The sequence below is a fragment of the Pyxidicoccus trucidator genome (assembly GCF_010894435.1).
Classification (GTDB): domain Bacteria; phylum Myxococcota; class Myxococcia; order Myxococcales; family Myxococcaceae; genus Myxococcus; species Myxococcus trucidator.
This window is the reverse complement of record NZ_JAAIXZ010000004.1, coordinates 455,039-474,522: the sequence shown is the minus strand read 5'-3', so window position 1 is coordinate 474,522 and position 19,484 is coordinate 455,039. Positions and strand designations below refer to the sequence as shown.

Annotated in this window: 12 protein-coding genes; 4 read left to right on the top strand and 8 right to left on the bottom strand. The window is 71.4% G+C overall.

The window, feature by feature from the left end:
• The first annotated feature begins 119 nt into the window (after positions 1 to 119).
• Entirely contained in the window at positions 120 to 389 is a 270-nt protein-coding gene (locus G4D85_RS15205; RefSeq protein ID WP_164012458.1) for a DUF2277 domain-containing protein, read from the top strand.
• Positions 390 to 1,604: 1,215 nt separating this feature from the next.
• Here G4D85_RS15205 and G4D85_RS15200 read toward each other — a convergent pair.
• Positions 1,605 to 2,528, bottom strand: coding sequence for a fatty acid desaturase (locus G4D85_RS15200; RefSeq protein ID WP_164012456.1), 924 nt, complete (start codon positions 2,526 to 2,528; stop codon positions 1,605 to 1,607).
• The gene (locus G4D85_RS15195) at positions 2,525 to 3,190 is read right to left on the bottom strand and encodes a phosphatase PAP2 family protein (protein ID WP_164012454.1); all 666 of its coding nucleotides are present in this window, start codon (positions 3,188 to 3,190) and stop codon (positions 2,525 to 2,527) included. Before G4D85_RS15195 ends, G4D85_RS15200 begins: the two co-directional genes overlap by 4 nt.
• Positions 3,191 to 3,316: 126 nt before the next feature.
• Between G4D85_RS15195 and G4D85_RS15190 the strand changes: the two genes are divergently transcribed.
• Positions 3,317 to 4,423 (top strand): GNAT family N-acetyltransferase, encoded by a 1,107-nt coding sequence (locus G4D85_RS15190; RefSeq protein WP_164012452.1) that lies wholly within the window; start codon positions 3,317 to 3,319, stop codon positions 4,421 to 4,423.
• Between the two features lie 6 nt (positions 4,424 to 4,429).
• On the opposite strand, the gene G4D85_RS15185 is transcribed toward G4D85_RS15190, so the two are convergent.
• The 4 genes from G4D85_RS15185 to G4D85_RS15170 all read right to left on the bottom strand — a co-directional run bounded on the left by G4D85_RS15185 (position 4,430) and on the right by G4D85_RS15170 (position 10,536).
• A complete protein-coding gene (locus G4D85_RS15185; protein ID WP_164012450.1) occupies positions 4,430 to 5,779 on the bottom strand; it encodes a metal-dependent hydrolase family protein in 1,350 nt (449 codons plus the stop codon).
• A 47-nt stretch (positions 5,780 to 5,826) separates the two neighbouring features.
• A complete protein-coding gene (locus G4D85_RS15180; protein WP_164012448.1) occupies positions 5,827 to 7,686 on the bottom strand; it encodes a hypothetical protein in 1,860 nt (619 codons plus the stop codon).
• Between the two features lie 153 nt (positions 7,687 to 7,839).
• Complete coding sequence (locus tag G4D85_RS15175) at positions 7,840 to 9,075, bottom strand: PPC domain-containing protein (protein WP_164012446.1); 1,236 nt, start codon at positions 9,073 to 9,075, stop codon at positions 7,840 to 7,842.
• Positions 9,076 to 9,078: 3 nt separating this feature from the next.
• Positions 9,079 to 10,536 (bottom strand): MATE family efflux transporter, encoded by a 1,458-nt coding sequence (locus tag G4D85_RS15170; RefSeq protein WP_164012444.1) that lies wholly within the window; start codon positions 10,534 to 10,536, stop codon positions 9,079 to 9,081.
• Between the two features lie 325 nt (positions 10,537 to 10,861).
• On the opposite strand from G4D85_RS15170, the gene G4D85_RS15165 reads away from it, so the two are divergent.
• Positions 10,862 to 11,902, top strand: a complete 1,041-nt coding sequence (locus G4D85_RS15165) for a UDP-3-O-(3-hydroxymyristoyl) glucosamine N-acyltransferase (protein ID WP_240359281.1) — start codon at positions 10,862 to 10,864, stop codon at positions 11,900 to 11,902.
• Positions 11,903 to 11,915: 13 nt separating this feature from the next.
• Here the strand turns inward: G4D85_RS15165 and G4D85_RS15160 are convergent, their stop codons facing one another.
• Together G4D85_RS15160 and G4D85_RS15155 are read right to left on the bottom strand one after the other, a co-directional pair.
• Positions 11,916 to 12,350, bottom strand: a complete 435-nt coding sequence (locus G4D85_RS15160) for a 2TM domain-containing protein (RefSeq protein ID WP_164012440.1) — start codon at positions 12,348 to 12,350, stop codon at positions 11,916 to 11,918.
• A 49-nt stretch (positions 12,351 to 12,399) separates the two neighbouring features.
• On the bottom strand, positions 12,400 to 13,638 hold the full coding sequence (locus G4D85_RS15155) for a GAF domain-containing sensor histidine kinase (RefSeq protein WP_164012438.1): 1,239 nt from the start codon (positions 13,636 to 13,638) through the stop codon (positions 12,400 to 12,402).
• Positions 13,639 to 13,778: 140 nt separating this feature from the next.
• Between G4D85_RS15155 and G4D85_RS15150 the strand changes: the two genes are divergently transcribed.
• Positions 13,779 to 19,475: an AAA family ATPase gene (locus G4D85_RS15150; protein ID WP_164012436.1), complete on the top strand. Its 5,697-nt coding sequence runs from the start codon at positions 13,779 to 13,781 to the stop codon at positions 19,473 to 19,475.
• The last annotated feature ends 9 nt before the right edge of the window (positions 19,476 to 19,484 follow it).

Genomic DNA, 19,484 nt, shown 5'->3' with positions numbered 1-19,484 from the left:
GACGACGAGCGAGGCGGCGCCCGCCGCCGCGCAGGCCGCCTGCCCCTCCGAGTCCCCCCGCATCCTCGGGACTTCCACACCGCGAGCGCTCTGACCGGGCCTCGGGTTAGCCTTGGGGCATGTGCCGGAACATCAAGCCGCTGTTCAACTTCGAGCCTCCCGCCACGGATGACGACATCCGCGCGGCGGCGTTGCAGTTCGTCCGGAAGATCGCCAGCACGCGCAAGCCGTCGAAGCAGAACACCGACGCCTTCGACATCGCCGTGGAGGAGATCTACCAGAGCTCGAAGCGCATGCTCGAGGGGCTGGTGGCGACGACTCCGCCGCGCAGCAGGGCTCGCTTCGAGGAGTTGAAGCGACTTCGCTTCAAGAAGGCCTCGGAACGCTGACGCTGGCCGTCGGCTGTTGAGCACTCCCGCGGGCCCTCGTGCGCAGCGTGTCCCTCCCTGGCGCTACCCTGAATGGGCTGTCGCCGCCACGGGGGGAGTCATGCGCTGGCGCCACGGAGTCATGTCGGCGGTATTGCTCACGGCCGGGACGGGGTGCCCGCATGACCACATGCGCGATGGCTTCCTGGACCGGGCGGCGCGCAAGGACACGAGGGAGGCCCAGGAACAGGAGTGTCCTCCAGGCCAGAGCTGGAAGAAGGACTGCGATAAAGCCGACGAGGACGATGGGCAGGACGATTCGGATTGTCCCCGGGTCTGCCAATGAAGTGGCGCCCCTTTCTCGCAACCCTTGCAACGCTCCTGCTCCCGCTGCCGCTCATTCTGGCGGTTGGCGCAGGGCGATTCCGGTCCGATAGCAAGCCCATGGCCCGGGAGGACCGTGGGGAGGTGAGGGCGGTAAGCCCCATCCTGACTCTTGATGAGCGCCGTGCACTCATGACCCATGAGCGCTCCTGCCGGAAGGCGGAGGACTGTGAGCCCCCGCTCGGATGCCTGAGCCTGGGCTCTGGACACTCAATCTGCATGGCCAGTGAGTGCCAGACGGACCTCCAATGCGCGGAGGGGTTCACCTGTCGGGCGTTGAAGAGCCGGGGCGGAGGCCCCTGGATACACAGTTGCGTTGTCCGAGGTACGGCGGAAGAGGGGGAGCCCTGCTACTCCTCCTTCACCTTCAAACAGGAAGAAATCTGTCGCCCGGGCCTGCTCTGCAACAGCCACTGTGGGCGCCCGTGCCAGCTTGGAGTTTTGGGCTCCTGCCCTGGGGGCTCAATCTGTTTGCAGGGTCGCGAAGGGCCTTCCTGCATGCCGACCTGTGAGGGACGCACCTGCCCTGAGGGACAGGAGTGCGTCCCTTTCAAGGATGGCTCCTCGGTGTGTGGCAAAATCTGGGGGGAGAACTGTCAGCGCCAGGGCTGTCCCGAAGGAGCTTCCTGTCGCACGGGCTATCTCCCCGGCAGTCCAGGTGAAATTGCCATGGAGTGCATCCAACGGTGCGGCGCTGGCCGTCCACCCTGCCCCGCGGGAACCTTCTGCGAGCAGGGAAAGTGTCGGCGCCCCTGTGACGCGAAGGACGCCCATGCCTGCGGCCCCCGTGAGGCCTGCTCCTACTTTCCAGGCACCCGACGCTGGCTGTGCTCCGTGAGCCTCCGCGAGCGCTCAGCCCGCTGACGAGGCCGAGTCACCCACGGACACCGGCCCCACGGGCTTCGGCCCGCGCCAGAAGCGCAGGAAGGCCGTGAGGTATCCCGGCCGCTCGCGGGTCGGGTCGTCGTGGCGCGGAAGGTACAGCCACGGCACGCGCGGATGCTGGTGGTGCGCCAGGTGCCAGTTGAAGTGCAGCAACAGGGACTCGTACAGCGGATGGGCCCGCAGGTTGTGCGCCCCATCCAGCACATGCCTCGGACTGTGCGCATGCGTGACGTACTGCTGCGCCGACCAGTTGAGCCCGAAGAGCGCATACAGCAGCAGGTACCGCCCAGGCGACAGCCCCAGCCCGAGCACCAGTCCCACGTGCAGCAGCACCACGCCGACACACTCCAGGCGGATGCGGCGCATGAAGGACTCGGGGACGCCCTCCACCATGGCCACGGCGGAGGGGTCCTTCACCAGCCTTCCGCGCAGCGCCCCAGGAGCCACCAGCACCACCGCCATCGCCAGGGGCACCAGCAGCCAGAAGCCTCCCAGGTAGAGCGAGTAGAAGATGACGCGCTTTCTCCGCACATCGTCTCCCGGGTAGTACAGGTCGAACATCTCCGCGTCGCTGCGGTTGCGGCGGTGGTGCCCCAGGTGACACGCGCGCAGGAAGGAGAACGGCCCGGGGAAGAACGCCGCCAGCAACAGGCCGAAGCCCTCGTTGACCACCGGCCTCGAGTGGAACACGCGGTGCTCGGACTCGTGCAGCAGCGAGTACAGCGGCAGGAACAGGAACGAGAAGGCCACTCCCGCGCCGAGCACTCCGGGCCAGCCCTCCGCGCGTGAGGCCAGCCACTGAAGCGCCACGCCCCCACCGACGATGCCCAGCGCGAGCACCACGTTGAGCCGCCCCGGCGGAGCGGGAATGTCCACGGGTGCGCCACTCACGGGCGGACCTCGCCCGGCACCTTCACCGCGCCCACGGGTGTCCCGGCGTCCGCTCCACCCACGGACCACCGCCGGAAGAACACCGCATGCGCCGCGAGCGCCACCGCCACGCCGCCCACCACATCCACCACGAAGTGCTGCTTCACGGTGAGCGTGGACAGCGAGATGAGCCCGGCCCACACCAGCCACAGCACACCCGCGCGCCGGTGCCGCAGCCGCAGCGCCCCGAGCACGGTGACGGCGACGTGGAGACTCGGGAACGTGTTGCCCGGCAAATCCTGAGACCACATCACCCGGAACTGCTCGCGCCAGTAGAGCGACTCAATCGACTCCACCGACGGGCGCGGGAAGTGCGAGGTGAAGAGGAAGAAGCCCAGGTAGCACAGCGCATTCACCACCAGCACCGCGCCCAGCATCCGCACGTACTCCTCGGCCTCCAGCGCCCAGGCCGCCACGAGCGGGAAGACGAAGAAGGACGTATAGACGGCGTACGTCCACGGCAGGAACGGGATGGCCGAATCCACCGGCAGGGACAAGTCGAAGCGCGGCGGCAGGTTCGCGTTCAGCCACCAGTAGCACTGGAAGGTCCCCATCAACACCACCACCGTGGTGGCCAGGCGGCCAGCGAAGTGGCGGTTGAGGCGCAGCAACAGCTCCCGCATGGCCCTTCCTTCCGTACCCCTTGGGGCACTCCGCGTCCGGATGTGAGCACGGCGCCGGCCTCCCCGCCAACGCACGGCCAGCGCGGGGCCTTGCGCGACGTTCTCGCGTAGGCTCCCCGCCGCCGCATGAGCCTGCTCCGACGCGCCACCCGTGATGACAATGCCGCGCTGCTCGAGTTGTTCGGCGCGGTGCCCATGCAGGGCGAGCTGGTCCTCTCCACCCAGCGCGCCCCCGACTACTTCTCCCTCTTCGACATGCAGCGCGGTGACGCCGAGGTCTGGGTCCACGGCGAGGGCGGCCCGCTCGACGGCATGGGCGCCATCCACGTGCGGGACGGCTGGCTCGAAGGCCGCCCCTGCCGCGTGGGGTACCTGGGCGACCTGCGCACCCGCTTCGCCGCGCGCCGTGCACGCGGCCTCGCCCGCTACTTCGGCCCCGTGCTCGAGGAGACCGCGCAGCGCCTGGGCGTGGACACCTTCCTCACCGCCGTCATGGCCTCCAATGCCACCGCCCTCCAGGCGCTCGTGCGCAGGCGGCCCGGACGCGAGGCCCAGCCCCACTACGCCCTGCTCCGCCGCTTCTCCGCCGTCTCCATCCAGTTCCTCCTGCGTCGCCGCCCACGCCCCAGCCCCTTCACCGTCCGCCGCGCCACCCCCGGGGACGTGCCCGCCCTGGCCACGCTCCTCGACGAGGACCACCGCGCGCGCCCCTTCGGCTACCGCTACGACACCGGCGAGCTGGAGCACCGCTTCGCCCGGTGGCCGGGCCTGCGCGTGGAGGACACGTACCTCGCCTTCGACTCGGGCGGGCGGCTGGTGGGCTGCACCTCCGCGTGGAACCCGGAGGCGGTGAAGCGCTACCGCGTGCACGCGTACCGGGGCGGCATGCGCTGGGTGCGGCTCGGCTGGAATGCCATGGCGTCCGTGGTGCGGGCGCCGCGCCTCCCCGCGCCGGGCAGCGACTTCCGCTACTTCTACCTCTGCAACACCAGCGTGCGCGGCGAGGACCCCGCCATCTTCCGCGCCCTGCTGGAGCGCGTGTACGCGGACTTCCACGGCCAGGGCTTCCACTTCTTCACCCTCTACCAGGGTGAGGACGACGCGCTGGCTCCGGCGCTGAAGGGCTTCCTCCAGCGCCGGCTCGACTTCCACCTCTACGCCGTGACGCCCGCCTCGCGCCCGCGCGACACCTTCCCGCCCGGACGCACCGGCTTCGAAATCTGCCTGCCGTAGCCGCGCTCAGCGCGCCGCGTTCGGCGCCACCGTCGCCGTGTCGTGCCGGTGGATGACGCCCTCCTTCATCACGAAGAAGACGGCCTCCGTCTTGCGGATGTCCTGGAGCGGGTTGCCCGGCACCGCCACCACGTCCGCCAGCTTCCCGGGCTCCAGCGTGCCCAGCGTCGCGGACACGCCCAGCAATTCCGCCGCGTTCACCGTCGCCGCGCGCAGCGCCTCGGCCGCGGGCAGCCCCGCCTCCACCATCAGCGCGAACTCACCCGCGTTGCGCCCGTGCGCGAAGACGCCCGCGTCCGTGCCGAAGGCAATCCGCACGCCCTTCGCAATCGCCTTGCGCAGCGCCTGCTTCCGCGCCTCGTCCACCGCGCGCACCTTGCGGATGTTCTCCTCCGGCATCTTCCCCTGGTCCGCCCGCTCCTTCACGCCCTGGAAGGCCATCGCCGTGGGCACGTACCAGGTGCCCTTGCGCGTCATCAAATCCAGCGCCTCGTCGTCCAGCATCGAGCCGTGCTCGATGGAGTCCACTCCCGCGCGGATGGCCCGCTTCGCCCCTTCCGCCCCGTGCGCGTGCGCCGCCACCTTGCGCTTGCGCGCGTGCGCCTCGTCGACGATGGCGTCCAGCTCCGCCTGCGTGAGCTGCGGCGAGTCCACGTCCGAGTTCAGGCTCAGCACCCCGCCCGTGGCGCACACCTTGATGAGGTCCGCGCCAAACTTGAGGTTCTCCCGCACCTTGGCGCGCAGCGCCTCCGGGCCGTCCGCCACGCCGCGCGTGGACTCCTCCACGAACGTCCCCTTGCGGAAGGAGTTGCCCCCGTCACAGTGCCCGCCCGTGCTGCCCAACCCCACCGTGGCCGCGAGGATGCGCGGCCCCACCACCGTGCCCCGGCGGATGGAGTTGCGCAGCCCCACGTCGATGAAGTCCGGCGCTCCCAGGTTGCGCACCGTGGTGAAGCCCGCCATCAGCGTGGCGCGCACCTTCGGCAGCGACTCCAGCGTCTGCTCGGGAATGGTGCGCTGCAGGTCGTCGATGACGTCCTGGCGCCAGTCGTCGCCGGGCTCGCCCGTCAGGTGCGTGTGCGCATCCATGAAGCCCGGCAGCAGCGTGGCGTCACCCAGCTCCACCACCCGGGCCCCGGCGGGCACGCTCGCCCCCTGCCCCACCGCCGCCACCTTCCCGCCCTGCACCACCACCACGCCCGGCGTGACGAGCCGCCCCGTCTTCGCGTCGAACAGGCGCGCGGCCTTGAGGACGTAGGACTTGGGAGCCTCCTTCGCCGCGGAGGACTTGGGAGCCTCCGCCGCCGTGGCGGAGAAGGACAGGAGCAGGGAACCCAGCAGGAGCGCTCGTCGCATGGGACGCATTGCCCTCCGCCCGGCCCACCGAGTCAAGCGCTCGGCCCTCACTCCGGCGTGAGCTTCAGGCTCCACGTCCCCGGAAAGCCACCCTCCTCCAGACGGAGCGTCAGCCCGTGGTTGCTCGTCGCCCGCGCCACGTACCGGCCGCCCATGGCCGCCTCCCAGTAACCGTCCGGCCCCAGGAAGGACACCCTCACGGACGGTGGAGCCTCCACCCTGTAGGCCCGTCCGGCCTGCAGCGGGACGATGAAGAACTCCAGGTCGTTCTCCGCCTCGAAGTTGCCCGCTATCGAGACTGGCAGCGCCAGCCTCGTGGCGCCGGCCTGGGTGCTCGGGTGGTCATCCGTCCCCACCCGCTCCAGCTTCACGGTGTGCGCGCCCCCCAGGACGGCGCTCGGCCTCAGGGTGATGTTGAGGGACGTGTCGCCGTTGGCGCTGAAGTGCTTGGAGCCCACCAGCGCGGGAGCCGAGGTGTCCCACGAGCCGGTGACGAAGATGTTCGCCCGGCACTCGGGCTCGCACGTCATGGCGTAGACACCGTTCGCCTCCACGCCGAAGTCGAGGCTGTCCGGGTCCACCGCGGAGTGGGCACGCACTGGAATCGGGACGCCCAGTGGATGGGGCGCCTCATCCGTCACGTAGGCGGGGTAGTCGTCCGGGCCCAGGTCCTCCACCACCAGGTTGAAGGCTTCGTCCGAGGAGCCGCTCCGGGGCGCCGTGAGCCTGAGGTGATACGCCCCCGCACCCCCCGGGACGTAGAGGTACCCGTTGGGGACGCTCACGCCCAGCCGTCGCCCGCCGGCATCGAAGAGCTGGATGTCCACGGGAACCGGCGGCTGCTGCCGCAGCACATAGTGGTGGCCGAGCTGCGCGGTGAAGACGAGCTCGTCCACGTCCTTTCTGGAGTGCATGCGGACGGAGACGGGCACCCCGGGCGTCAGCCGCGTGGCGGTGGCCGTCGTGTCCCCATGGTCATCCAGGCCCAGGTCCGTCAACCGGCAGTTGAACGTCATCGGCGTCTGCCCGTACGTCGGGCTCACCTGCACGAACCGGGGTCCGGAGGTGGTGGCCTTCAAGTCCAGCTGGGGCAGGCGGCGCGTCCCGAGTCCCTCGGCGGAGTCCACCACCCGGCCCGAAGCCTCCAGCAGCCGCAGCACCACCCCGGACTCCAACGTCGGCAGCTCGCAGCCGAAGCGGTAGCCATGTCCCTCGACGGCCTGGAAGCGGACGACGTCATCGTCCGCCAGGAAGGTGCTCGTCACCGTGAAGGGCACCTCGGACGGGCTGACCCGGGACGCGGCCTCCGGGTAGTTGCCGTAGTCGTCCAGGCCCAGGTCCAGCAGCTGGTACGTGTACGTCCCCGTGCTGCCTCCGTCTCCGGACACCTCGACGTACCACGTGCCCTCCTCCAGCCCCGTGAAGAGCCACGCGGACCGCTTCGCGTCGAGGGTGAAGGCCCCCAGGTGGCGACCCGCGGCATCCAGCAGGCGGGGCTGACAGTGGGGCAGCGACACGGACACGCAATGGAAGACGTAGCTGTGGCCCGCCTTCGCGGTGAAGGTGAAGAGGTCCCGGTCCGACATGCCACGCGTGCTGGCGCTGATGCGGGACTCCACCGGCCCCTCCCCTACCGTCACCGGAGTGGCCTCCTCGGGCGAGCCCCCATGATCATCCGGCACCACGAAGACGGCGACCTGGCACAGCAGCCCCGCCGACTCCTCCCACGGGCCGCAGCGGCAGCTCGGCTGCCCCCCGTTGGAGAAGCACGCGCCCGCCGTGCACCGCACGCCCGCGCACGCGACTTCGTCGTCCACCGCCTCGACGGTGGGGTCGCAGCCCGAGAGGGCGATGAAGAGGACGATGGCCAGGGGAGCAAATCCCCCGTGGAGCGATGAGCAACGCAAGCGCGGACCTCGGGTTGACGGCGCGCACAGGAGCTATGAACGGCGCCCCGTCCCGCCAACGCACCGCCCCCCGCGTGCTCGCGGCCCGTGTTCTTCAGCGCACACGCCACCCGTCAGGCGCCGGGCAGTGGCCTCCCGAGTGATGGACTCCGCTCACATCTCGTCGTCCAGCCTCAGGTCCATCACCGCGAGGAGGAAGCGCGGCTGCCAGGGCAGCCCGCCCTGGACCTGGAGGAAGTAGGTCCCCGGCACGCTCGGCGTGAAGCTCACCGTGTCCGTGGTGGCGTCCCGCAGCACGACCCCGGAGGCGTCCAGCACCTTCAGGTCCCACGGCCCGGAGGGCTCCGTGCGCACCGTGTAGAGGTGACCGGGCTCCCCGGTGAAGGACAGCATGTCCACGTCCCCCGTCCACTGGAGGGTGACGGGGACCGCGACGCCCGGGGTGACGGGGGTGGCGCCGACCTGCACGTCCGAGTGCTCGTCGGCGCCCAGGTCCTCGAGGCGGCAGGAGGACGTCGAGGAGCCGAGAGACGCCGTCGCGCGCAGCTCCACGTACCAGTCCGACGCCATCTGCGCCCGCCCTCCCACTCCGGCGCGGTGCGTGTCGGGCGACTCGAGGGAATCCACCAGCGTGCCACCGGCCGTCGTCAGCCGCAGCTCCTGGAACAGGGCGCCCACGTGCTCACAGCTGAAGCGGTAGCCATGGTCCGGAACGACGCGGAAGGTGAAGACGTCCCGGTCCGACGAGAGGCTGTGCCGCACCGGGAAGGGCCCGCTGGAGGACTGGAGCACGGTGGCCTGCTCCCGCGTGTCGCCGTGGTCGTCCGGGCCCAGGTCCAGCAGCTCGTAGGTGTACGTCCCAACCTCCGCCCCGCCAGCCACCTCCACGTACCAGGTGCCGGCGTCCAACAGGGCCAGGACCACCGAGATTCGCCCCTCCGCCTGCAGGAGGAAAGACACCCCTTTGCCGGAGGAGTCCAGCAGGCGGAGCTTGCAGTCGGGCAGCGTCCCCTGGCCGCAGCGGAAGGCATACGCGTGGCGCGCCGCGGAGGTGAAGGCGAAGAGGTCCCTGTCCCGCATGTCGTCACGCCGGCCCCGCTCGATGCTGCCCGTGCTCCGGGCCATGGGGAGCGTCAGGACGGTGGCCTCCCCGGGCGAGCCGCCGTGGTCGTCCGGCTCCTCGAAGGCGGCGACCGCGCAAGTCACCTTCGCGGCCTCCTCCCAGGCGCCGCAGCGGCACGCGGGCTGCCCTCCGTTGGAGAAGCACGCGCCCGCGGTGCACGGGGCCCCGGCGCAGGCGACGGCGTCGTCCGCCACCTCCACCGTGGAATCACAGGCGGCCAGCAGCACCGCGCAGGCCAGGACGCAGGAGGAGAGCCGGTGGGACATGCGTTAGACCTCGCGGTGCTTCCAGGTGCCGCGCCGGAAGAGGATGACGGCGGCCACCGCCAGCACGGAGAAGGCGACGGAGATGGAGACGAACGCTCCCGAGGGCCCCAACCCCAGCGGCACGGAGAGCACCCACGCCAGGGGCAGCTCCAGCAGCCAGAAGCAGCAGAGGTTGAGCACGGTGGGCGTGGTGGTGTCACCCGCGCCGTTGAAGGCCTGCGTCACCACCATGCCGAACGCGTAGAAGAGGAAGCCGGAGCTGACGAGGCGCAGGGCGGTGGCCGCGTGGGAGACCACCTCGGGCTCGAACGCGAAGGCCGACACCAGCGGTCTGGCGAAGATGATGAAGAGCAACCCCAGCGTGCCCAGGAAGGCGGCGTTGAGGCGGGCCGCGGTCCACACGGCCTGCTCGCCGCGCTCCGGCTTCCGCGCGCCCAGGCTCTGCCCCACCAGCGTGGTGGCCGCGTTGCTCAGTCCCCACGAGGGCAGCAGCGCGAAGAGGACGATGCGCAATGCAATCGTATAGCCCGCGACGGCCGCGCTGCCGAAGGTGGCGACGATGCGCGCCAGCACTACCCAGCTGACGGTGTGCACCAGCGACTGCGCGGTGCCCGCGCCCGACATCCGCAGCATGGCCAGCATCGTCCCCGGCTCCAGCCTCAGGTGCTCACGGCGCAGCCGGAGCCGTCCGTTGCCTCGCGCCAGCCGGTAGAGCTGGTACACCACGCCGCAGCTGCGGCCGAAGGTGGTGGCCACCGCCGCGCCCATGACGCCCAGCTCCGGGAAGGGCCCCACGCCGAAGATGAGCAGGGGCGCCAGGACGATGTTGATGGCGTTGGCCAGCCACAGCACGCGCATGGAGATGGCCGCGTCCCCGGCGCCCCGGAAGATGGCGTTGATGAGGAAGAGCAGCAGCACGCTGCCCATGCCGCCCAGCATCACCTGCGTGTAGCGCACGCCGTGCTCCAGCACCCACGGCGAGCCGCCCATCAGCGCCAGCAGCGGCCGCGCGAAGACGACGCCCGCCACCGCCACCGGCACCGCCAGCACCAGGCCCAGGCCAATCGCCTGCACCGCGGTGCGCGCGGCGCGCTCCGGGTCTCCCTCGCCGATGCGCCGGGACACCAGCGCCGTGGCGCCGATGCTCAGGCCCATGGCGGCGGCGTAGATGATGGTGAGCAGCGACTCCGTCAGCCCCACCGTCGCCACCGCGTCCGCGCCCAGGCGGCCGACGAAGAAGACGTCCACCACGGCGAAGATGGACTCCATCACCATCTCCAGCACCATGGGCACGGAGAGCAGGAAGATGGCCCGCCGCACCGGCAGCCGCGTGAGGTCCTGCCGCGTTCCGTGCACGGCCTCCTTCAAGGACGCCCATAACCCTGGGACGGCGCCATCGGGCGGACCTCCCACCTCGACCACCGGCGAGGAACCTGCCTCGGCGGGGGATGTGTCCGACATTGTCTGCCTCCGTGCCGCCCTTGTGTCAGGAAGGAACAGCCGCGTCCAGGGACGGCACCCGGCACCCGGCCTGACCGGCCAGGTGAGGCCTGTCACCGTGAGCCCGAAGGAGCCCGAGCGGCGGCCTGCTCCACGACCGGGCGCGGGCGCGGCGCGAAGCCACCTGGCCCGGGGCCATGCCCCGCGGGGCGGAAGTCCTGGACTGGAGGGCGACTCCTCCGGGCAGAGCGTCCGCCGGTGGACAGCCCACACGCGCCGCGGGGCCGTCTTTAAGTGAGGAGGCCGGGTGTAGGGTGCTGAAACAATGGGAATGAGCCCGCCGCTCGTGAGCCCGCCCGCAGTGCCCACCGGGGGGGCCGCGCACTTCAGTCTGGCCAGCAGCGCCAGGGTTCTTGGAACGGTCCATCTGGGCCCCGGGGCCGTCATCGCCCAGGGCGCAGTGGTCCGCTCGCAGGGGGGCAGCGTGCGGCTGGGCTCGGGCTCGGCCGTCCGGGAGAACGCCACCGTCATCGGCACGCCCGAGCTCCCCGTCACGGTGGGAGAGCGGGCCGTGCTGGGCCAGCTGTGCGTCGTCCTGGGCGCCGAGGTGGGGCCCCTGTCCGAGGTGGGCAGCGGCGCCATCCTCATGCCCTTCGTCCGCCTGGGCGCGCGCTGCCTCGTGGGCGCGGGCACCGTCCTGCCTACCGGCATGGTGGTGCCGGACGAGTCGGTGGTGGAGGGCCGTCCTGGCCAGGTCCTCCGCCGCGCCACCGCCGAGGACCTGGAGCGGCTCCGGAGGCTGCGAGGTGGCGGCCTCGCGCTGCCCGGTCAGCCACTCACCGCCTTCTCCGCGAGAGACCGTGCCGAGGACGCCCCCATGGGACAGCTCTATACGTTTCGCGACAAGCACCCGCTGGTCCACCCGACGGCCACCCTCTTCTCCACCGCCGAGGTGTCGGGAGACGTGGTCATCGGCCCCGGCTGCATCGTCGGCCCCGGGGTGAAGATTGTCGGCGACTCGCACGCCCCGGTGCGCATTGGCGCGGGGGTGCAGCTGCTGGGCAATACGGTGTTGCACCTGTCACCGGACAACGCCCTGGTGCTGGAGGACGGCGTCATCATCGGCCCGGGCTGCGTGGTGCATGGCTGCCACGTGGGCGCGGGCACCGTGGTGGAGCCGGGCGCCATCCTCAGCGACGGGAGCCGGCTGGGCCGGGGCTGCCTGGTGGGCGCGGGCAGCCTGGTGAAGCCGCTCACCAGCTTCCCGGATGGCGCGCGGGTGGAGGGCTTCCCCGCCGTCCAGACGGGCACCCTCTCCACGCCGCCGGCCGCGCCCCGCTGGGCGCTGCGGCCGGAGGACCTGGCGGGGCTGCGGCGCCTGAGCTAGCCGGAAGCGTCCGCTACCGCCGGTCCCGCTTCCGGCCGCGCGGCAGGTCCTTGTTGACGATGGCGATGAGCGTGCCCGCGGCATGGAAGGCCAGCCCCATGCCCCAGCCGATGGCGGGCCACTGCACCCACCAGCCCGGGCCGCCGAACAGGTCCATGAAGGTGAGCCCGCCGATGACGATGGTGTAGCTGAGGCCGTGCGACGCCAGCGCGGTGATGGCGTGGCGGACGCGGGTCTGGTCCTGCTGCTTGCTGACGCGGGAGGCGAGCGCCGCCTCCACCGCGGCGTCACTCAGCCCCATCTCCTTCGCCATGGCGAGCACGTCCTCGCGAGAGAGGGGCCGCTCCACGTCCCCCGAGAGCGAGCGCGTGGTGGCCTCGCGGATGATGTCCGCCGCTTCCTCCTGGGAGAAGCGCGTGGGGGGCTGCTGCTGCCGGGTGTCCGCCATGGTGTGGATACGCTAATGCGGCGCACCCGGCCCGTCGATATGCCGGAAGTCACGGTGCCTCGGGCAGCGTGAGCTCGAAGCGCGTCCCTTCGCCCGGCGCTGACGTCACTTCCAGGGTACCGCCGTGGGCGGTGGCAATCCGCCGCGCGAGGTACAGGCCCAGTCCCAGCCCGGTGGAGCCGGGGCCGCGAGCGAAGCGCTCGAAGAGGGTGTCGAGCATGTCGGGAGGAATGCCCGGGCCCTGGTCGCTCACGCGGATGCACACCCACCGCTCCTCGGCGCGCGTCCGTGTCTGGACGTCCAACCCCACGGACAACCCCGGAGGTGAGTGCTTCAGCGCGTTCGCGACGAGGTTCTCCAGCACCTGCCGCAGGCGGTCCGGGTCGGCGACGATGACCAGCTCCTCCGGGCCCCGGTACTGAAGGTCATGGTTCGGGCCACGCATGGAGGAGGCCACGTCCTTCGCCAGGGCCACCACGTCCATCGGCTGGGGCCGCAGGGTGAAGAGCCCCTGGTCCAGGCGGCTCAGGTCGAGCAGGTCATTGATGAGGCGCGAGAGGGCCTTGAGCGACTGGGCGGCGCCGTCCGCGTCGCGCAGGTAGTCCCGCGCGTCGTCGCGCCGGGCGCGCCGCTGGATGAGCTCGATGCGGGCCCGCAGGGGCATGAGATGGTTGGCCATGTCGTGGGCGAGCACCGTGACGAGCTCCTCGGCCGCCGCGCGGCGAGCGCTTCGCGTGGCCAGCTTCGTCAGCTCCCGCGCCAGCTCCACCCGGTGGGCCACCGTGCCCACCCAGCCGGCCACCGCCAGCAGGAAGCGCAAGTCGTCCTGGCTGAAGAAGTCGGGCTGGGCCGACACCACCCCCAGCACGCCCCGCGTCTCCCCGCCGATGGGCAGCGGCACAATCAGGGAGGACTTCACTCCGAGCCGGTGCTTGATGCCCGGCAGCTCCTCCGGGTCCTCATCCTGACGGCCCGTCATGAAGGGCTGCTCCCGCTCGTACACCTGCACCGCGCGGCCGCCGTTGGCCAGGGCCATCCGGTCCAGCCCGATGGCCTTCTGCAGGCGCCCCATGGGGGTGTCGCTCGTGCCGACCGCCACGAGGCACTGGGTGGACCGCTCGAAGAGGAAGACGTCCACCTTGTCGGCGCGGAGCAGCTCCGAGATGAGCAGGCTGACCCTGTTCAGCGTGGGCCGCAGCTCGGCCGCCGGGAGCGCGAGCAGGCTCTCCAGCGCCTGGAACAGGCGGTCCCTGCGCGCGTCCTGACTCTCGGGTGAAGCAGCATTCATACCGGGAAGGTGGGAAGCCAGCGCTGCCCCGGCAATGACACCACCAACGACCTCACGAGCGCTCCGGGGGCCGTCGCCGGGCGTGCCTCGGGGCATTTCCATCCAGATTTTATGGAGGTGGGGAGACGGGAGAGGTCGCAATGTTCCAGGCGCTCGGTGACGAAGGACTGCGGGAAATCCATCGCGGGCGCCGCTACGTGGTGCTGCGAGGCTTCAAGCAGGACGGCGAGCCCCTGGTCGTCAAGCGGGTCCGTGCGGGTCCGCTCGCTTCTGGCAGCGGGGTCATGCTGCGCCACGAGTACTCGCTGCTGCGCGCGCTGAACAAAGAGGTGCCCGGCGTGGCGCGCGCCGTGGCGCTACAGGAGGACGAGGCGAGCATTCCGTCCCTCCTCCTGGAGGACGCCGGCCCGCAGAACCTCCAGGAGTGGCTGGGCCGCCGGCCGGTGGCCATGGACGCCTTCCTGGAGCTGGCCCTCCAGCTCGCCGGCATCATCGCCAGCCTCCACCAGCAGCACGTCATCCACCGCGACCTCAACCCCACCAACATGGTGGTGGGCGCCGGCAGCCGGCACGTCACCGTCATCGACTTCGACCTCGCCACGCGGGTCGCCGGCCTCACGCCCGGCCACGAGCTGCCGGGCGAGCTCCAATGGGCCCTGCCCTACGTCGCCCCCGAGCAGACCGGGCGGATGAACCGCCCCATCGACCACCGCGCCGACCTCTACTCGCTGGGCGCCACCTTCTACGAGCTGCTCACCGGCCTGCCGCCCTTCGTCTCCATGGACCCGGCGGAGCTGGTGCATGCCCACCTGGCGAAGCCACCCGTGCCTCCCGCCTTCGCCAACCCCGCCGTCCCCAAGCTCCTCTCGGACCTGGTGCTGAAGCTGCTCGCGAAGATGCCGGAGGAGCGCTACCAGAGCGCGGAGGCACTCCTCGCGGACCTGCTGGAGGCGCGGCGCCGGCAGGCCTCGGGCCCCCTGGGCACCTTCGAGCTGGGCCGCGTGGACCTGGCCCGGCAGCTCACCTTCCCGGACCGGCTCTACGGCCGTGAGTACGAGCTGGCGCAGCTGCGCGAGACACTGGAGCGGGTGCGCCAGGGCTCCAGCGAGGGCGTGCTGCTGGTGGGCGAGCCGGGCATCGGCAAGTCGGCCCTCATCCGCGAGCTGCGCCGCCGCGCCGGGCCCAGGGACCTCGTCCTCGAGGGCAAGTTCAACCAGCTCCAGGGCAACGTGCCCTATGCCGCCTTCGTCGAGGCCTTCCAGGGACTCCTCCACCAACTGGAAGAGAAACCTCCCGAGGCGCGCGACGTCTGGCGGCGCAAGCTCCTGGATGCGCTGGGCCCCAATGGCCGCGTCATCGCCGACCTCCTCCCGGGGCTCGAGGCGCTGCTGGGCCCACAGCCCGAGCCCCTGAAGCTGGAGCCGGTGGAGGCCGCGGCGCGGCTGCACCTCGTCTTCCAGTCCTTCGTCCAGGCGCTCGCGTCCGCCGAGCACGTGCTCGTGCTGTTCCTGGAAGACCTGCAGTGGGCCGACGCCGGCTCGCTCCAGCTCCTCCACCACCTGGCCATGGACCCGGACTCCCGCCACGTGCTGGTGGTGGGCGCGTACCGGCCCCGCGAGGTGGACGCCGAACATCCCCTGTCCCGGCTGCTCCAGTCCCTGCGCGCGGAGGAGGCCATGCCCTTCCGGACGCTGGAGCTGGCCCCGTTGGATTTGCCCGCCTTCACCGCGCTGTGCGCCGACACCTTCCGCTGCGCGCCCGAGCACGTCCGCCCGCTGGCGGACATCCTCCTGCGCAAGACGGCGGGCAACCCGCTCTTCCTCACGCGGCTGATGCGGCTGCTCCACCACTCCGGCCTGCTGGCCTTCGACCTGGACCTCGGCACCTGGCGATGGGACCTGGCCCGGATGGAGCAGGTGGAGATGACGGAGAACGTGGTGGAGCTGATGATGGCCACCATCCGCCGCCTCCCGCAGCGGGCCCAGTGGGCCTTGAAGGTGGCCTCCTGCCTGGGAGACCGCGTGGAGCTGTCGCTCCTGGCCGCGCTCCTGGGCGCCTCCGAGGGTGACGCGGCCTCCACCCTCTGGAGCATCCTGCGCGAGGGGCTCCTCGTCCCCAGAAAAGACGGCACCCGGGAGCACGCGGCCACGTATGTCTTCGCGCACGACCGGGTCCGTCAGGCGGCGTACGCCCTGCTCTCCGAGGACGAGCGTCGGCGTCTCCACCACGAGGCCGGACGCTGGCTGCTGCGTGAGGCCCCGGGCGACACGCTCGACGAGCGGCTCTTCGCGGTGGTGGACCACCTCCACCTGGGCCTGGAGCGGCCCGGGGGCACAGTGGAGGGGCAGGAGGTGTCCGAGCTCAACTTCCGCGCGGGCCTCAAGGCCAAGGGGACGTCGGCGTTCGGCGCGGCGCTGGTGTACCTGCTGCGAGGCATCGACCTGCTCCCCCGGGCGCAGTGGGACTCGCGCCGCGAGCAGGTCTTCCGCCTGCACGCGGAGGCGGCGGAGTGCGCCTACTACTCGGTCAACCTCGGCCTCGCCGGGGACCTGGTGCGGACCGCCCTGGAGTATGCACCTGGCCGGCTGGAGCAGGTGGACCTCTACTGCCTCCTCGTGCTCGCGCATGCCATCAACGCCCGCTTCGCCGAGGGACTCCAGTGGGGACGCGCGGGGCTGAAGCTGTTCGGACTGGAGCTGCCGGAGCGCGACTTCGCCCCGGCGCTCGCCGCCGAGCTGACCGAGGTGGCCGTCAACATGCGGGGCCGCACGGTGGAGGACCTGCTGGACGCACCGCCCATCGAGTCCCCCGAGCTGCGCGCCTGTGTCCGGCTGCTGGCGGAGGTGGACAACGTGGCCTACTTCATCCACCCGGAGCTGTTCGCCCTCGTCAATTCGCGCGCCCTCAACCTCATGCTGAAGCACGGCAACACCCCGTGGGCGCCCGCGGTGTACGGGGCTCACGGGATGATGCTGGCCGCGGGCCTGGGGGACCCCCACGCCGGCCACGCCTTCGCGAGCATGGCGGTGGAGCTGGGCCGGCGGCTGGGAGCCCCCCGGCAGGAGTGCCAGGCGCTCATCACGCTCCTGCACCTCAACCACTGGAAGCAGCCGCTGCGCACCAACCTCCCCCTGGTGCGGCGCGCCTTCGCCATGGGGCTCGCCGGAGGGGACCTGCACTTCGCGGGCTATGCGCTCATCAACGGCCCCTCCGCCGAGCTGGCGATGGGCACCGAGCTGCCCCGCGTGCTCGGCACCATCGACACGTGCCTCGCCTTCTTCCGCAAGTGTGGCGAGCTGCCCATGCGGGACACGGTCATCCTCTTCCGCCAGGCCATCCGCGCCCTCCAGGGCCACACCCGCCTGCCGGCCCGCTTCGACGACGACGACTTCGACGAGCAGACCTTCCTTCGCGAGAAGCACCTCGCGCAGGTCAACCGCGCCCTCCACGCCATGCTGCGCCTGCAGGTCGCCTACCTGCTGGGCGACTTCGACGAGGCGCTGAGGATGTCCGAGCGGGCGGTCCGCTACGCCGTGCACCTCCAGGGCTCGCACCGCATGCCCGAGTACAACTGCATGACGTCGCTGGCGCTGGCGGCCCGGGGCCACGCCACCCCGGAGGCGCGGGCGGAGACCCTGGCGCGCATCGCCGACAACCAGCGCCAGCTCGGCGCGTGGGCGGAGCTGAGCCCTGAGAACTTCCGCCACAAGCACCAGCTCGTGGCCGCCGAGGTGGCCCGAATGGAGGGGCGGAGCCTGGAGGCGATGGCCCTCTACGACGGAGCCATCGACGGGGCCCACCGCGAGGGCTTCCTCCAGGACGAGGCGCTGGCGAACGAGCTGGCGGGGCGCTTCTACCACTCGCTGGGCCGCGCGCGCTTCGCCGCGCTCCACCTGCGCGCCGCCCTGGAGGCCTATGCCCGCTGGGGCGCGTGGGCGAAGGTGTCGCTGCTGGAGGAGGAATTCCCAGCCCTCAAGCCCATGGGCAACCGGGCGTGGAGCGAGCCCGCGCCGACGCGGGGCGGAGCGCCCGGCTCCACGCTGGACCTGCTCAGCCTCCTCAAGGCGTCGGAGACACTGCTGGGCGAGGTGGTGCGCGGCAAGCTGCTGGAGAAGCTGATGGCGGTGTGCCTGGAGGCCGCGGGCGCGACGTGCGGCGCGCTGGTGCTGGACGAGGCGGGCACCCTCGTGGTGCGCGCCCAGGGCGCCATCTCCGAGCCCGTCAACCTGGAGCCCGTCCTCCTGGCCTCCGCGAGCGCCGTCCCCGTCACGGTGGTGGAGCACGCCTGGCGGACGGGAGAGACGCTCGTGCTGGGAGACGCGGCGCACCTGGGCCGCTTCGTCACGGACCCGCGCATCGTCGAGCGCGTCGTGAAGTCCGCCCTGGCCGTGCCGATTCAGCGGCAGGCGAAGACGGTGGGCGTGCTCTACCTGGAGAACGCCCTGGCCACGCGCGCCTTCACCCCCGAGCGCGTCGGCGTGCTGCGCGCGCTCTCCTCGCAGATGGCCATCTCCCTGGAGAACAGCCATCTCTTCGAGCAGCTCAAGGTGGAGGTGCAGGAGCGCCGGAGGGCCGAGGCCGCCGTGCGCTTCCTGGCCGACTCCGGCCTCGCCCTGGCCGAGTCGCTGGACCTGGAGCAGACGCTGACGAAGGCCACCCGCATGGTGGTGCCCTTCCTGGCCGACTGGTGCATGTTCATCGTCCTCGAGGAGGGCGAGCGCATCCGCACCATGGCCCTCGCGCACGTGGACCCCGTGAAGGAGGCCCGCCTGCGCACGCTGATGGCGACGTACCCACCCGACTGGAACTCACCGCCCGCCATCATCCGGGCCCTCCGGACGGGCCGCCCCGTCCTGCGCGAGGAGCTCACGCCCGCGATGCTGGCGGAGGCGGGGAACGGCCCCGAGTACGTGGAGACGCTGCGCTCGATAGGGGCGAAGACGGCCATGCATGTGCCGCTCATCGCGCGCGGCAAGACGCTGGGGGTCATCACCCTCGCCTCCGGGGCGTCCGGGCGCCGCTATGCCGAAGCGGACCTGGACCTGGCGCTGGAGCTGGCGCGCCGGGCCGCCATCTGCATCGACAATGCGCGCCTGTACCGCGCGTCCCAGGACGCCGTCCGCCTGCGCGACGAGTTCCTGAGCGTCGCCTCGCACGAGCTGAACACGCCCCTCACCTCGCTGCGGTTGATGGTGCAGTCGCTCCAGCGTCACGTGCCCTCCGGCCTGCCGGAGCCCGCGCTGCGCGCCCTGCGCACCATCGACGGGCAGTCGCTGAAGCTGGCCACGCTCATCGAGGAGCTGCTGGACGTCTCGCGCCTCCATGCCGGCCGGCTGGACCTGAATCTGGAGCGGGTGGACCTGCGGGAGGTCATCCTCCGCGTGGCCGAGCGGCTGCGAGAGCCGCTGGCCAAGGCGGGCTGCACCATGGAGCTGCGCGTGGAGGACCCCATCACCGGACGCTGGGACACCACGCGGCTGGCGCAGGTGCTGCTCAACCTGCTCTCCAACGCCATCAAGTTCGGCGCCGGCAAGCCCATCACCGTCGCGGCCGGAGTGGAGCGCGGCACGGCGTGGCTGTGCATCCGCGACCTGGGCATCGGCATCGCCCCGGACCGGCTGCCCCACATCTTCGAGCCCTTCGAGCGGGCCGTGTCCATCCGCGCCTACGGCGGCCTGGGGCTGGGCCTGCACCTGGTGCGGGCCATCCTCACCGCGCTCGGTGGGCGGATTCAGGTGGAGAGCGCCGTGGGCGTCGGCACCACCTTCACCGTGGAGCTGCCGTGCGCCGGGCCTCCGCTCGAGGAGCCCGAGGCACGTCCCCGGGTGGACACCTAGAGCTGCACG